This window comes from Selenomonas sp. oral taxon 137 str. F0430, from assembly GCF_000183625.1.
Classification (GTDB): Bacteria; Bacillota; Negativicutes; order Selenomonadales; family Selenomonadaceae; genus Centipeda; species Centipeda artemidis.
The window spans coordinates 47,276-62,185 of record NZ_AENV01000006.1 but is presented as its reverse complement, the minus strand read 5'-3'; the positions used below and the strand labels follow the sequence as shown (position 1 = coordinate 62,185).

At 56.4% G+C, this 14,910-nt stretch carries 15 protein-coding genes; 5 read left to right on the top strand and 10 right to left on the bottom strand.

Going from position 1 to position 14,910, the window contains the following annotated elements:
• Positions 1 to 137 precede the first annotated feature (137 nt).
• The 5 genes from HMPREF9162_RS04095 (at position 138) to HMPREF9162_RS04075 (ending at position 4,310) form a co-directional block, all read left to right on the top strand.
• Complete coding sequence (locus HMPREF9162_RS04095) at positions 138 to 1,370, top strand: aspartate kinase (RefSeq protein ID WP_009438570.1); 1,233 nt, start codon at positions 138 to 140, stop codon at positions 1,368 to 1,370.
• Between the two features lie 127 nt (positions 1,371 to 1,497).
• A complete protein-coding gene (locus HMPREF9162_RS04090) occupies positions 1,498 to 2,739 on the top strand; it encodes an aminotransferase class I/II-fold pyridoxal phosphate-dependent enzyme (protein ID WP_037350195.1) in 1,242 nt (413 codons plus the stop codon).
• A gap of 150 nt (positions 2,740 to 2,889) precedes the next feature.
• Positions 2,890 to 3,315, top strand: a complete 426-nt coding sequence (gene rplM / locus HMPREF9162_RS04085) for a 50S ribosomal protein L13 (RefSeq protein ID WP_009348673.1) — start codon at positions 2,890 to 2,892, stop codon at positions 3,313 to 3,315.
• A 27-nt stretch (positions 3,316 to 3,342) separates the two neighbouring features.
• Positions 3,343 to 3,735: a 30S ribosomal protein S9 gene (rpsI, locus tag HMPREF9162_RS04080; RefSeq protein WP_009348672.1), complete on the top strand. Its 393-nt coding sequence runs from the start codon at positions 3,343 to 3,345 to the stop codon at positions 3,733 to 3,735.
• A 131-nt stretch (positions 3,736 to 3,866) separates the two neighbouring features.
• Positions 3,867 to 4,310 (top strand): Rrf2 family transcriptional regulator, encoded by a 444-nt coding sequence (locus tag HMPREF9162_RS04075; protein ID WP_009348670.1) that lies wholly within the window; start codon positions 3,867 to 3,869, stop codon positions 4,308 to 4,310.
• Between the two features lie 52 nt (positions 4,311 to 4,362).
• On the opposite strand, the gene HMPREF9162_RS04070 is transcribed toward HMPREF9162_RS04075, so the two are convergent.
• The 10 genes from HMPREF9162_RS04070 to HMPREF9162_RS04025 all read right to left on the bottom strand — a co-directional run bounded on the left by HMPREF9162_RS04070 (position 4,363) and on the right by HMPREF9162_RS04025 (position 14,908).
• Positions 4,363 to 5,652, bottom strand: coding sequence for a DUF445 family protein (locus HMPREF9162_RS04070; protein ID WP_009438525.1), 1,290 nt, complete (start codon positions 5,650 to 5,652; stop codon positions 4,363 to 4,365).
• On the bottom strand, positions 5,649 to 6,875 hold the full coding sequence (locus HMPREF9162_RS04065; protein WP_009438340.1) for a DUF445 domain-containing protein: 1,227 nt from the start codon (positions 6,873 to 6,875) through the stop codon (positions 5,649 to 5,651). Before HMPREF9162_RS04065 ends, HMPREF9162_RS04070 begins: the two co-directional genes overlap by 4 nt.
• 19 nt (positions 6,876 to 6,894) lie before the next feature.
• On the bottom strand, positions 6,895 to 7,776 hold the full coding sequence (galU, locus tag HMPREF9162_RS04060; protein WP_009438390.1) for a UTP--glucose-1-phosphate uridylyltransferase GalU: 882 nt from the start codon (positions 7,774 to 7,776) through the stop codon (positions 6,895 to 6,897).
• 74 nt (positions 7,777 to 7,850) lie between these two features.
• Positions 7,851 to 8,918: a tartrate dehydrogenase gene (locus HMPREF9162_RS04055; RefSeq protein WP_009348665.1), complete on the bottom strand. Its 1,068-nt coding sequence runs from the start codon at positions 8,916 to 8,918 to the stop codon at positions 7,851 to 7,853.
• Positions 8,919 to 8,963: 45 nt separating this feature from the next.
• Positions 8,964 to 10,166 carry a hypothetical protein gene (locus tag HMPREF9162_RS04050; protein WP_009438534.1) on the bottom strand — a complete coding sequence of 401 codons (1,203 nt, stop codon included), beginning with the start codon at positions 10,164 to 10,166 and terminating at the stop codon, positions 8,964 to 8,966.
• Between the two features lie 46 nt (positions 10,167 to 10,212).
• On the bottom strand, positions 10,213 to 10,869 hold the full coding sequence (locus tag HMPREF9162_RS04045; protein ID WP_009438416.1) for a hypothetical protein: 657 nt from the start codon (positions 10,867 to 10,869) through the stop codon (positions 10,213 to 10,215).
• Positions 10,866 to 11,357, bottom strand: coding sequence for a CinA family protein (locus tag HMPREF9162_RS04040; RefSeq protein WP_009438330.1), 492 nt, complete (start codon positions 11,355 to 11,357; stop codon positions 10,866 to 10,868). The genes HMPREF9162_RS04045 and HMPREF9162_RS04040 overlap by 4 nt, the downstream gene beginning before the upstream one ends.
• The gene (rimO, locus tag HMPREF9162_RS04035) at positions 11,357 to 12,685 is read right to left on the bottom strand and encodes a 30S ribosomal protein S12 methylthiotransferase RimO (protein ID WP_009438379.1); all 1,329 of its coding nucleotides are present in this window, start codon (positions 12,683 to 12,685) and stop codon (positions 11,357 to 11,359) included. The genes HMPREF9162_RS04040 and rimO overlap by 1 nt, the downstream gene beginning before the upstream one ends.
• Positions 12,686 to 12,716: 31 nt before the next feature.
• The gene (locus HMPREF9162_RS04030; RefSeq protein WP_037350192.1) at positions 12,717 to 13,766 is read right to left on the bottom strand and encodes an ABC transporter substrate-binding protein; all 1,050 of its coding nucleotides are present in this window, start codon (positions 13,764 to 13,766) and stop codon (positions 12,717 to 12,719) included.
• Between the two features lie 200 nt (positions 13,767 to 13,966).
• Entirely contained in the window at positions 13,967 to 14,908 is a 942-nt protein-coding gene (locus tag HMPREF9162_RS04025; RefSeq protein WP_009438327.1) for a transketolase family protein, read from the bottom strand.
• Between the last annotated feature and the right edge of the window lie 2 nt (positions 14,909 to 14,910).

Sequence of the window (14,910 nt, the reverse complement as noted above, 5' to 3'; positions counted from 1 at the left end):
TTATGTATCCGAATCAATGCAACAAACTGCGGCGCATCAACCCTTGATATAAAAGGCTTATAGACACAACCGCTAATTTCTTGTATAATGCGTTCATCAATTCATCATAAAAATTATGATCCTTAGGGGGACGCGATATGGCACTTATTGTAAAGAAATTTGGCGGAAGTTCGGTTGCGACGCCCGAGAAGATAAAGAACGTCGCAAAGCGCATCCTCAGCGAAAAAGCCCCCGACGATCGGATTGTCATGGTGGTCTCGGCGATGGGCGATACGACGGACGATCTGATCGCGCTGGCGGAGCAAGTGGCTGACACGCCGTATCAATACGCGCGCGAAATGGACATGCTCATGACGACGGGCGAGCAGGTCTCTATCGCGCTGCTCACGATGGCGTTTCGCTCCATGGGACAGCCCGCTATCTCGCTCACGGGCGCGATGGCAGGGATGAAAACGGACAGCGCGCACACGAAGGGGCGCATCATCGGGATCGAGCCGGCGCGTGTGCATCAGGAACTGGACAAAGGAAATATCGTCGTCATCGCCGGATTCCAAGGAACCGATCCCGCGGGTAATCCCGTGACGCTCGGGCGCGGCGGCTCCGACACCTCCGCCGTTGCGATTGCGGGAGCGATCGGCGCCGATACCTGCGAGATCTACACGGACGTCGACGGAATCTACTCCGCCGATCCGCGCATCGCGCGGGGTGCGCGCCGTATGCGCGAGATCACATACAACGAGATGCTCGAGATGGCGCGTCTCGGCGCGGGCGTCATGCAGCCGCGCTCCGTGGAGATGGGACAGCTCTACAAGATCCCCATCCATGTCCGTTCGACATTTACGACAGAACCCGGCACGATCATTAGGGAGGAATATACAGTGGAAGAGAAGTCCTTTATCATTCGCGGTGTGACGCATGACGAGCACGTTTCGAAGGTCGCCGTCCTCGGCGTTGCCAATGTCCCGGGCGTCGCGCACGAGATTTTCTCAGCGCTGGCGGACGCGAACATCGACGTCGATATGATCGTGCAGAGCCTGCGCAGCGCCGAGTCCAACATCACCGATATGATCTTCACCGTCGCCTCCATCGACGCGCCGGAGGCAAAACAGGTCGTCGAACGCATCGCGGATAAAATCAACGCGTCCTCCGTGCTCATCGACAACGACGTGGCAAAAGTCTCCATCGTCGGCGCGGGGATGCTCGGCAGTCCCGGGATCGCCGCGCGCATGTTCGGCGCACTCTCGCGCACGAAAATCAACATTGAGATCATCAGCACCTCTGAGATCAGCATCTCCTGTCTCATCAAGGGCGGCAGCGTAAAGGAAGCCGTCAACGTAATTCACGACGAGTTCTTCCCCGACGCGCATTGATGTGCGCGCAGGATATACCGACCGGCGGCGTTGAATACTTGTATACACTCCCGTGTGCCGTGGACATCGCCCCAATAACGCGCTATGATTCATGCGACGCAATATAATGAAGGAGAGTGTATTTAACATGGCATTTCAGATGGCGGCATCCCATGCAGCCGGAAAGCAATTAAAGGACGCGATTTTCGGCGCGAGCGCGGCATGTCGTGCCGCGAGTGAAAAGTATGGCGAGGATCGCGTGACGAACGCCACGATCGGCGCAGTCATGGATGACGCGGGGAAACTGGCGCATCTGCCGACCGTGGAGCGCATCTTCCGCGCCCTCCCCATTGAGGATTATATCGCCTACGCTCCGATCGCAGGACTGCCCGCATATCTCGATGCGGTCATCGACATCACCTTTGCCGGCAATCGCCCGAACGGATACCTCGGTGCGATCGCATCCGCCGGCGGCACGGGGGCACTGCGTCTCGTGGTCGCGAACTATGTGGAAAAGGGCGACAAGGTGCTGACCTCCGATTGGTTCTGGGGCACTTACGGCGTGATCTGTCAAGAACTCGGCTGTTCCATCACGAATTTTACGTTGTTCGACGCGCAGAACAATTTCAATCACGAAGCGTTCGCCGCGTCGGTCGACGAACTTCTGCGCGTACAGGACAGTCTGCTCATCATCCTCAACACGCCCGCGCATAATCCGACGGGATACAGTCTCTCGGCATCCGATTGGGATCACGTCTTGGACGTTGTAAAGAAATATGCGGCGGCAGGGAAAAAGATTGAGTTGCTCGTCGACATCGCCTACATCGACTTTGCCGGCGAAAAAGTCGCAACGCGCGCATTCATGCAGAAATTCGCGGGGCTTCCCGAGAACATCCTCGTCCTCTTTGCATTCTCCATGTCCAAGGCATACACGTTCTACGGGCAGCGCTGCGGCGCACTCATCGCCCTCTCGTCGAATCAATCCGTGATCGCAGAGTTCAGCGAAATCACGAAATACTCCGCGCGCGCAACGTGGTCGAACATCAACCGCGGCGCTATGACGCTCCTCACGCGCATCGAGCAGGACAAAGCCGCCTATGCCGCATATGAGGGGGAGCGCGACGCGCTTTATCGGCTCGTACAGGAACGCGGCGACATCTTCATGCAGGAAGCGGCGGCGTGCGGACTCCCCGCACTGCCCTACAAGGGCGGCTTCTTCCTCGCCGTTCCCACGGACGATCCGCAGGCGGTCTGCGACCGCCTCCACGAAGATCTCATCTTCGCCGTGCCCCTCAAAATGGGCGTGCGCATCGCGGCATGCTCCGTGCCAAAGGATAAGATGCACGGTGTCGCCGAGAAAGTAAAGCGCGCAATGGACAAAATTTCTTAACAATCCTTGACAATCCGGATGAAATTTCATAGAATAGCAACGTGTGATATTTTTCATGTATCCATTAGCCCCGGAGTCGTGAGTGTATATCGCATCAACACATAAAAAACTCTTATCTCTCTAGGGGGGAATTACGTGAAAACCACGGTTATGGCAAAAGCTTCCGATGTTGAGCGCAAGTGGTATGTTGTAGACGCCGAGAATCAGACGGTCGGACGCCTTGCAGCGGAGATCGCGAAGATTCTTCGCGGTAAGAATAAGCCCATTTACACGCCGCATGTCGACACCGGTGATTATGTCATTGTTATCAATGCTGAAAAAGTAAAGTTCACGGGAAAGAAGCTGACGGACAAGACCTATTTCCGTCACTCCGGCTATCAGGGCGGCACGACGTTCACGACTGCCGGTCAGATGCTCCAACGATTCCCTACCCGCGTCATTGAACATGCCGTTAAGGGTATGCTGCCGAAGAACAGCCTCGGCGCGCAGATGTTCCGCAAGCTGAACGTATATGTCGGCGCAGAGCATCCCCATGCGGCGCAGAAGCCGGAACCGCTGTCGTTTGACATTCGCTGAGTTTCGTAAAAAGGAGGAATCTGTTCAATGGCACAAGTTACTTACTACGGCACGGGACGCCGCAAGACCTCTGTCGCCCGCGTTCGCCTCGTTCCAGGCGACGGCAAGGTGACGATCAACGGTCGCGATATGTCCGAATACTTTGGTCTTAAGACTCTCGAGCTGATCGTTCGCCAGCCGCTGAACCTGACGGAGACGGTTGATAAATATGACGTCATTGCCAATGTTGCAGGCGGCGGCGCATCCGGTCAGGCAGGCGCGATCCGCCACGGCATCACGCGCGCCCTCATCGAGATGGACGCGGAGCTTCGCCCGGCACTGAAGAAGGCGGGCTTCGTCACGCGTGACCCGCGTGAGAAGGAACGCCGCAAGTACGGTCTCAAGAAAGCGCGCAAGGCTTCGCAGTTCTCGAAGCGTTAAGTGCACGAACACAAAGCAATATAAAAATCCCCTCTTCCGGCAAAGAAGACGGGATTTTTTATTGACATTTTCTCTATATTAACCTATTATGTATATATAAAAAATAGGTTTTATGAAAAGAGGCTCACGTCATGAAAATTTCCGCGAAGGGACGGTATGGCATTGCCGCGATGGTTTTTCTTGCCCGCAATTACGATGCCTCCTCCCCCATCACCATCATCAGCATCTCCGAACATCTCGGCATCTCGAAGATATATCTCGAGCAGGTATTCTCGCTCCTCAAGCGCAGCCGGCTCGTCAATTCCATCAAGGGCTCGCAGGGCGGCTATCAGCTCTCACGCCATCCGCGCGAGATCAACGCGTACGATGTGCTCTCCTCCATCGAGATCTCGCTGATTGAAAAAGCGGGTCCCGCGACGGATAAAATGGACGCGCTCAACCGTATGCTCTCGCGCTGCGTCTTTGACGAACTCGATCGAAGCATCCTTGAGACACTGCGCGGCATCAGTCTCGAGGATCTTCTCACCGCACTGAACCATGAGGAAACGGACGACAGCCTGATGTATTTTATCTAATACGGTGCATGTAAAATCGGCTGCATGGAAAAACTTCCATGCAGCCGATTTTTTATACGGCAAAATAGGAAACAATAAAGAGAAGCCCGCCGATGCATCCGCCGACGAGCGAGCCGTTCACGCGAATCCACAGGAAATCCTGCTCGACCTTATCGTAGACGAGCCGATTGAGCTCATCGTCCGTCAGCCGTGCGAGCACATTCTCAACGATGACGCCGACGAGCGTCTGCGCATGGAGCGCGGAGCGCGCGAGCAGGTCGTACAAAACCTTTGTGATGATCTTTTGCAGATCGGGGCTCTGCTCGATGAGGGAAAGCATGTGCCGATATTCCACCCGGATGATGCTGCGCAGATGTGTATAGAGTTCTGGCATATGCTCTTCAACGGCGTCCACATGTCGTGCACGATCCTCTTCGAAATGTCTGCGCATCTGATCAAAGAGACGTTTCAGCGTCTCCTCTATGGGCAGTTCATCCGCGATGCGCACTTGCAGTTCGCGTGCAAGAGAAAGGATCTCCTCGTCCCTGCGCAGATCCAAAAGACATGCTCTGCAAAGCGACAGCGCCTTCTCCTGCAATGGCGAGCCGTCCGCCGCGATCTCGTCGAGCGCCGTGCAGATATGGCGTTGAATGAGGGAGGCACCCTCTTCCAAATTGACGGTATTCGTCAACTCGAGGAGACGCGAGAGAAATCCATCCCCTAATTTTTCGTGCTCCATACGTTCCAGCGCATCTCGAATCGAATGCCACATCTCCTCGGTGAGTGCTTCTTTTTTGAGCAGGACAGCAAGTTTTACAAGACCGCTGCGATCCCATGCATTTTTTTTGGAGGTGTCGACGATCCGATCGATCAGTGCGGCGATATTCTCCTGCAAAACGAGATTTTTAATACGTCCGGACAAATAGGAAATCATCTTCGTATTGTGCCCGCGCAGGAAGGATGCACGGAGGAAATGCATGACAGTATTCGTCAGCCCTTCTTCTGTCTCGGGACACCGGAGGTATGCCTGCATCATCGGGACAAGATGAATTTTTTCAATATGGCGGAAGATTTTGCGCCGTGAGAAAAATTCCTTCTGTACCATCACGACAATCGCGTGAATGAATCCCGCACGGCGGCGCGGGAGCAGCGCCGTGTGGTACGGGAATCCGAGCGGCTTCTTAAAAAGTGCGGTCACGGCGAACCAGTCCGCCGCCCCGCCGACGAGCGCCGCCTCGCTGACGGCGAGCAAACCGCCCGCCCATACGGCGCCGGGATAGGAAAGATGCAAATAGAGCGAAATGAGGAAACAGAGGAAGGAGAGGAGCAACGCCCTGTCCGCAGTGTTCAGAGAGCGCATCATAGTCCCCACATCCTTTCCGCGAGGGTCACGCACAGAGAGAGCCCCATGCCGACAATAGCCCCGACCACGGCACCGTTGACGCGGATCATCTGAAGATCGCCGCGCACCTTTCGTTCGATGAACGCGATCAGCTCGTCGTCGCTTTTTTTGCTCAGATATTCGCGCACAAATACTGCGACGAGATCGTGATGCTTGTCGATCTCCGCGGCGATCAACCCCTTCACGAAGCGATCCGCGCGGCTCTGCCACGCGGCGGAGTGTACGAAGGTATCTAATTTTTCATTGAGGAGCTGCTTGAGGTAAGGAACCCAAAACGGACGTGCGCCTTTGACCCGCGTTTCGATAAAGTCGACAATCATTGACGCGATGTCAATATGTTCGGCAAGATGTATCTTATATTGATACAGTATATCACGCAGCGCAGGATCGCTCCGAACGGCGGTGACAAACGTGCCAAGCGCCGCCACGCCGTCGATATGGCGCCAATGCTCCGCTTCGAGCGCGCTCTCGAGCATCTCGTCAAGGTAGTCGGTCAATCCTTCGACAATCATCGCGTCGTCGAAAAATGACAGGACAAAGGCGCGTATCATACCGTCCCCCTCATACTCCGCACGCATGGAGGCAACGTTCTCATGCAGCAGTTCCTGAAAGGCATCCGTCCGTATGATGCGGCGCCCCATGCGAACGAATACGTTAAAGACGCGATCTGCATGGGGATGCTCTGCAAGAACGGAGAGCAGCTGTGCGAGACTATCCTCGAGAGGCAGGCTCCGCAGCGCCTGTATGATATAGGGGGTCAGCTCCCGCGCGGCGTTCTCGCTGTCCACTCCCGCCGTGATATGATGCAATATGTCGACCGCCGCATCAACGAGCCGTTCGCGCCCCCCGCGATGCTCTAAGTACTCTACGAGGAGCGCGCCGATATTCTCCTCTGATACAACCTGCATGATGTTATCGCGGCTGAGGAGATCGCTCGACGAGAACGATACGAGGGACTCCATAATGCGCGCCCGGTTGCGCCGCAGGATATCCGTCCGATGCGATATGCCGAGCGGACGCCCGAAAATCGCCTTGATGGCAAACCAATCGGCAAGCCCCCCGATCGTCGCGGCGAGAAATCCGTGATGCAGCGTACTCATGAGAATACCGCCGCCGCCCATCGTGGACGCGGCGCCGATCACGCTGACGGCAAGCGCAAGATTCGCTTGATTTTCCTTCTGCACAGAGGTCGCCTCACATTATTTAGAGTGTCGGCACGAGTGCTTTGAGATAGTCGCGGAATGGTGCCCCAAGATCCGCACGTCGCAGAGCAAACTCTACTGTCGCCTGTAAAAATCCGAGTTTATCCCCCAAGTCGTAACGCTGTCCCTCAAAATCATACGCATAGACCGCTTCACGCTGTGCCAAGACCTTGAGCGCATCCGTGAGCTGGATCTCCCCGCCCTTGCCCGGTGTCGTATTGCCTAGTATCTCAAAGATCCCCGGGCATATGATATACCTGCCGAGCACCGCCATACGGCTTGGCGCTTCTTCGAGCGCAGGTTTTTCCACCATATCGTGAACGCGCATCAAACGCGCATTCCCCAGGTTCTTGCCCGCAACGATGCCATAGGACGATACCTGCTCGTCCGCGACAACCTGACAGCCAAGTACCGAGCCGCCTGTCTCCTCGTAGACGTCCATGAGTTGGCGCAGCGCCGAGCGCTGCGGATGATAGACCACGTCGTCGCCAAGCAGAACTGCAAACGGTTCATTCCCTACAAAGCTCTTTGCACACAGGATCGCATCGCCGAGCCCTCGCATATATTTTTGGCGTACATAATGCACGTTCACATCCGTCGTCTCTCGTACGAGATCCAAGAGTTCCTGCTTTCCCTTGCGCTCCAGTTCATGTTCCAGCGCCGGTGCCGCGTCGAAATGATCCTCAATGGCGCGCTTCCCGTGTCCGCTGATGATGAGAATGTCCTCAATACCGCTCGAGAGCGCTTCCTCGACGATATACTGGATGGTCGGCTTGTCCACGATGGGGAGCATCTCTTTCGGTGTCGCCTTAGTCGCGGGGAGAAATCGCGTGCCATATCCTGCGGCGGGAATCACTGCTTTTCGTATCGGCTGTCTCGTCATGTACATTGCTCCTAGCTTCCGCTGTAAATAAAGCGCGAGGTGCTTTCTGCCCCGCGCCCATATATCCTAAAAAGTTACGTCCGTGCCAAAATTTCCAATACGGCGTCGCCGATCTCCGACGTCTGCGCCGTACCGCCAAGATCAGGCGTGAGCGTCCGCCGTTCTATGAGCAGTGTCTCAATGGCGGATAGAATCCGCGCGCCCCAAAGAGGTTCGCTGAGAAAGTCCAGCATTTGACTCACCGACCAAATCGACGCCAGAGGATTTGCAAGCCCTCGCCCCGCGATATCCGGCGCACTGCCGTGAATCGGCTCGAACATTGACGGGAACCTGCGCTCCGGATTGAGGTTTGCACCGGCGGCAAGCCCCATGCCGCCTGCAATCGCAGCTCCTAGGTCTGTCAGAATATCACCGAAAAGGTTGCTTGTCACGACGATCTCAAACCGTTTCGGATCTTTGACAAAGAACATGCTCGCCGCATCGACGAGAAGCGTATGTGTCTCGACATCGGGGTAGTCCTCGCCCACCTCTGCAAAAATCCGATCCCAAAAGACCATGGAGTAACGCAGCGCGTTCCCCTTCGATATTGAGGTCAAAGAGCGCTTCTCTTGCCGTGCCAGCTCATAGGCATAGCGAATCACGCGTTCACACCCGTGGCGCGAGAATACCCCCGTTTGGAGCGCCATTTCCCGCTCCGTCCCCGGATAGAGATGCGCGCCGACATTGGCGTATTCGCCTTCACTGTTCTCCCGCACGACTATCATATCGATATCGTCCGGCAGAGCGCCGGCAAGCGGACAGGGGGCTCCTTTGAGGAGTTTTACCGGGCGCAGGTTGATATATTGATCAAAGCCTCGGCGAATGCGCAGGAGCAAGTCGCCGAGCGATATGTGATCCGGCACGCCGGGGTATCCGACGGCACCAAGATAGACGGCATCGAACGCACGGAGCGTATCGAGTCCATCCGGCGGCATCATCTCTCCGGTTCTGAGGTAATATTCGCATCCCCATGGAAAATCCTCAAATGAGACGGTAAACGTACCGCTCATCCCGGCAATGCCGGAGAACACTTTCTTGCCTTCTGCCAAGACCTCCGGTCCGATCCCGTCGCCTGCGATCACCGCAATATTAAAATGCTTCATCCAGAACACCCCCTTTTCGATCAACTTTCTAAAAATGTGTCGGCATTAAAACGAATCCGCAATCGTCTTAATCAAAAGTGACTGCTGCTGGCGAGGAAGATCGCTGCGATGTAAGGCGCGGCCAAATCCAATCAAGAAGTCAATTTTTTGCAGTTTTGTCAGCGTCGTATTATCACGCAAAACCTGTGTGAGTGCGCGCATTCCCTCAACCGTAGGATCTTTTTTTAACTGAATTTCCATGGCGAGCTGACCGGCAAGAATATGGCGGCGCACTTCATCCGAAATGCCGGCGAGTGTATCATCCTGCATCTGCTGAGGTCGCGGTGTCAGCGCAGGAACTCCTTCGGGGCGCACGGAACGCTCAGGAACCGCTTGCAGAGAATGCCCCTCCTGACGCATCCCCTGTGAGAGCGGTGCATCGAGACTATCGAATCGCTCCGGTTTCTTCGGCGGTGCAGGCACATCCGCAGGAGGGTTCAGTGTAAACTGCTCATGCGGCATCTGCGCATAGCGAGGGCGTTCCGGTTTCTGCAGCGCTTCTTCCCCTCCAACAGCTGCCATAGACATGCTCTGCTGCGGCACGGAGACAGCAGCCTGTGTCGGCATCTGTGCTGCGGGCTGATGCATATGATCTATCGGCATCTGCGATCCCTGCATGGGAGGCGGCGGTACAGGCATATTCTGTGCAGGTTCCCGGTGCATGTCTTCCGGTGGTACGGACGGAACTGCGGGACGCGGAGGGATGACACGCGGCGGCTCGTTCTCCGGCACAACCTCTACGTGAGGAAGACCCTCTCCCTGCATATTCGTCCGACCGACGAGCTGCTGCGGCGCACGCCCCTCTTTTTCCGCCTGCTTCGTCTCGCGCTTCACGTCCGCCGCCGTGATGATGACGGGCTTTGCTTTCTGCGCGGAGAGCGTGAATGCAGGCGTATTGCTGCGCGCTGCGATACGTGTATCCACGTCATCCCAATGAAGACGTGCTGCACGCTGCGGAGCCGTGTGCGACGTCTGTTTTTGTACGGGTGCCGCCGCTGATTTTTTCTGTGCGGAGATCGATGCCTCATAGCTGTCCGATGCCGTATTCTCCTCCATCTTCGGCTGCCGGGTCTGATCCGTAACAAGCCGGTTCGAGTGAAACAGCTCCTGAGAATCCACCGTCCCTGATGTGGCTGCCGATGCCGTACCGGAAGAGAGTGCCATAAGCACGGCTGCAGTAATCATTGTTTTCTTCGACGAACCCTTCATTTGGAATCTTCTCCTTTATCTTTCATCCCTATCCTTAACAGCTCTTTTATTTTTGTGCTCCCGCGAGCGTTCGTGCCCCCTCTACAAACGCGGATACCGATGCGGCGCGCAGTTCCGGATTATCGATCAGCTCTAGTCCGTACCGCTCCCCGTTCGCACTGCGGAAAAACAATACTGCCATCTGCGTGTCTGCGTGTGCCGCAGCATCGACGACACCATCTCCGTCCTCATCAATCTCGATTTCCTTCGCCGTCATAGCAAAAATTGCCTTATTTCGCTCCGTTAGATTGACGAGCATGATGCCCTCGTAGCCGTTGCTGCCCATGATCCCCTTGAGAAGCGTCTCTGCCTGTTCCCGATCAATGCTGTTCAGATCCGGCAGTGCATCCGCGGAAAATGCATCCACGAGAACCACCCACGCATACTTGATATTGTATTCCTCGTTTTCAAAAATCAGCACCTCCCCCTTGCGCCCTTCATACAGCACTGAGGCAGGAATCACTCCGACAGGCGCTTTAGGGCACATAATGCGGTAGCCGTAAGCCTTACTTTCATAAAGATACGGAAGAACCGTCTGTGAATGTTCCTGGACAGCCTGCTCCATTGGCTTTGTCGCCGGAACTGTGTTTTCGGCATGTGCTGTACCAAAAAGGAGCAGCGATATACCGGCTGCCGCTAATATATGTTTCGTGTGTTTTTTCATGAAATACTCCTTATCATATCCACAGTCATCCACAATGCTTTTTCCACAGAGGCACGCTTATTTTCAAGGCGTGTCCCCAAAAACCGGTTCTCAGAGACCACGGTGCCGCTCGGTGAAGATACGGCGATGTAGACGAGCCCGACGGGCTTGCCCACCGTCCCGCCGCCGGGGCCTGCAATGCCCGTGATGCCGACGCCGATATCGGTGCGCATGAGGGCGCGTACTCCCTCCGCCATCGCACGCGCCACAGGTTCCGAGACCGCGCCGCAGGAGGCAAGGCTCTCCTCCGGCACACCTAGAATGCGCGCTTTCACCTCGTTCGTATAGGAGACGACGCTCCCCGTCAGATACGCGGAGCTGCCCGGCACATCCGTCAGCGTACTCGTGAGCAGTCCCCCTGTGCAGGATTCAGCACAGGAGATCGTAAGACCGTTCTCCTCGAGCAGCCTGCCGATCTCGGCGGCAATCGCCACAATGTTCTCCGCCATCAGCTGACCTTCTCTCCCACAATATCGTAGGTAAACCCTTGCAACAGGCGCACCCTCACAATATCCCCGATACAGCTTCCCACGTCGCCCTCGATGTAAATCTGCCCGTCCACCTCGGGCGCCTCGCGATAGGAACGCCCGACGGCAATCCCCTGTTGCTCGCTGTCGCGCCCCTCGATGAGGACGTCGATCTCCTTATTTTCAAGCGAAATATTGATCTCCTCGGAAATCTTGCTCTGAAGGCTCATCAGGTCATGGTACCGCTCCTGCATGACCTCCTCGGACACCTTTTGACGCATGAGCGATGCCGGCGTGTCCTCCTCCTCGGAGTAAGTAAAGATGCCGAGCTTATCGAACCGCTGTGCCTCAACAAAATCGCGCAGCGCCTGATAATGCGTGTCCGTCTCCCCGGGAAATCCAACGATAAACGTCGAGCGAATCGTCACGCCCGGGATGCGCTCACGCAGTTTTTGGATGAGCCGCTCGATGCCTGCGCGCGTATCGGGGCGGTTCATCGAGCGCAGCACCGCGTCATGCGCGTGCTGGAGCGGGAGATCAACGTATTTGACGACCTTAGGCTCCGTGGCAAAGACCTCGATGAGTTCGTCGCTGAAATATTTCGGATAGCTGTAGAGCACACGGATCCACGATATTTTTTCAATCTTGGCGAGCTCCCGCAGGAGACTTGCAAGCATCGGTTTGCGGTAGAGATCGAGCCCATAGTTCGCGCTGTCCTGCGCGATGAGAACGAGCTCGCGTACACCGCTCTCCGCCAGCTCCCGCGCCTCGGATACGATGTCCTCCATCGCGCGGCTGCGGAACCCGCCGCGGATGAGCGGGATCGCACAGAACGCGCAGCGGTGATCGCAGCCCTCCGCGATTTTCACATAGGCGGTATAGTTCGGCGTCGTCCGCAGGCGCGGTGTATTTGCGTCGTAGATGGTATCGTCCTCGCCCGCAATCACAAGGCGGCGTCCCTTCAGCGTCTCCTCGACAACCTCCATGATGCGGCTCCACGCCCCCGTTCCGATGATGGCGTTCGCCTCCGGGATCTCGTCGAGGAGCTGCTGACCGTATCGCTGACCGAGACATCCCGCCACGATGAGACTGCGGCAGCGTCCCGTCTCCTTATAATCCGCCATCCCGAGCACGGTCGTAATGGATTCTTCCTTCGCCGACTGAATGAATGCGCAGGTATTGACGATCAGGATATCCGCCTCTGCTGGTTCTGCCGTGAGTTCGATGCCGTGCTCCCGCATGATGCCGAGCATAACCTCCGTATCCACTAAGTTCTTTGCACAACCGAGACTGATGAAACCTGCTTTCACTGACAAAACTCCTCCGGCTTTCGCCCCATATTTATTCCCCGCTGAGCCGCACCTTTTTTACCCAACGATCGAGGAGCTTCTCCTTCTCTTCCTTGGTAAAATAAGGGCGGCTTTGGAACATCGTGATATTTTTCCCCGCAAATGTCTGATACGCGAGCGTCGCGGGATTCGTCGTTAAAAAATAGAACCGGTGCCGGGCAAGTGCGCGCTGCGCCTCGTCCGTCAGCAGCCAGTCCGCGAACTGCTCCGCCTCATGCGCGTCCCGCTCCGCCGCGCGAAAGGCGATGCCCGTGCCGAATACCACGGCACACGTCCCGTCGGTCGGATAGAGCACACGAATCGGATAGTCGTCCCGCACATAGCGCAGCGTCTCGCTCAGTACCGCGATGGAGAGATCCACCTCGCCCATCCCCGCCTGACGCACCGGCGTGTGCAGATAGCGCGAATACTGCACGATCTTCGGCTGAATGCCGCGCCACATATCAAACGCCTGCTGCTCGCCGTACTCCGCGATCATGCTGTAAAGAAGATTGGACGCCGCATCCGCCGCCATAAAATCCGTCGTGCCGATGCGGATATCGCGCTGCTGCGTCAGCATCTGCCATGAATTTGGCAGATCGAGATGCGTCCGCAGATAGTCTTGATTGACGGCAAAGACGATGGGGTCGTACCACACCCCCGTCCAGTATCCTTTCTCGTGGCGAAAGGATGCCGCTACCTGATCGCTCTTTTCCGACGCATACGGAACGAGATACCCCGCCGCCGCCGCACGGTCGAGAATCTCCCGCTCCGCCAGCACGAGCGACGCCTTCCCGCTCCCCGTCTCCTTAGACTGCTCCCGCAGACGATTGAATATTTCTTCAGGCGGAATCTGAATGAAATTGACCCTGATATTGTGTTCCGTCTCGTACTCCTCAGTGAGCGCCATCGCCGCCTCGGTCGGCAGCGACGTGTACGCCGTGATCTCCTGCATCGACCGCCGCTCCGCACCGCGCGAATGCGACGAGAGATGCACTGACACGAGGACAGCCGTGAGCACGAGGAATACGGACACCATAACAAGCAGCGAATATCGCCTCATGTAAAATCCTCTTGCACGCATAAACATATACCTATATGCCATTATAAACAATTCGCCTTAAATTGTCTATTTTTATCCTGCAAAAACATATCGCACGCGCCGACGCGCCGTGTACATCTACTACCGACGTGTAAATATGCGATCCCAAATCAAAAATGGCGTCCCCATTCCGGCAATGAGGACGCCGCAGTGATTTGATCTTACTTTTTGCAGAACGTCTGCGTCTGTTCCACGATATGATCAGCAGTGAGTCCGAACTGCTCAAGCAGCGCGGCAGCGGGTCCCGAGTGACCAAATTCGTCGTTCACGCCGATGCGGTGCACGGGCACGGGGCAGTGCTCGGCGACTACGGCGCAGACCGCTTCGCCGAGACCGCCGATGATGTTGTGCTCTTCGACGGTGATGATCCCGGCGCATTCGCGCGCCGCCTTAACGACAAGTTCCTCGTCGAGCGGCTTAATCGTCGCCATATTGATAACGCGCGCCTTGATTCCCTGCGCGGCGAGACGTATTCCCGCCTCAATTGCCTCCGGAACGAGAATGCCCGTCGCGATGACAGCGACATCCGTCCCCTCCTGCAAGACCTCTCCCTTGCCGACGGTGAACGTGAACGCCTCGTCGTGATAGACGGGCGTTGCGGCGCGCCCAAAACGGATATAGACGGGGCCTTCCATTTCGTATGCCGCATGAACCATCTTGCGCGCTTCGACATCATCCGAGGGGCACATGACGGTCATGCCGGGGATCGTGCGCATGAGCCCGAAATCCTCGCAGCACTGATGCGACGCGCCGTCCTCACCGACCGAGATGCCGCCGTGCGTGGCACAGATCTTCACGTTCAGATGTGGGTAGCCGATCGTATTGCGAACCTGCTCGTAGGCGCGCCCCGCCGCGAACATCGCAAACGTGGAGACAAAGGGGACAAGCCCCATCGTCGAAAGTCCCGCGCCGACGTCGACCATATTGCACTCGGCGATGCCGCAGTTGAAATGCCGCTCGGGAAACGCTTTTTTGAACGTCCCGCTCTTCGTCGCCCCCGCAAGATCGGCATCGAGTACGACAATGTCCTTATGATTTTGTCCGAGTTCTACGAGTGCATTGCCGTAGCTGTCACGCGTTGCGATTTTCTTTACGTCCGCCATGG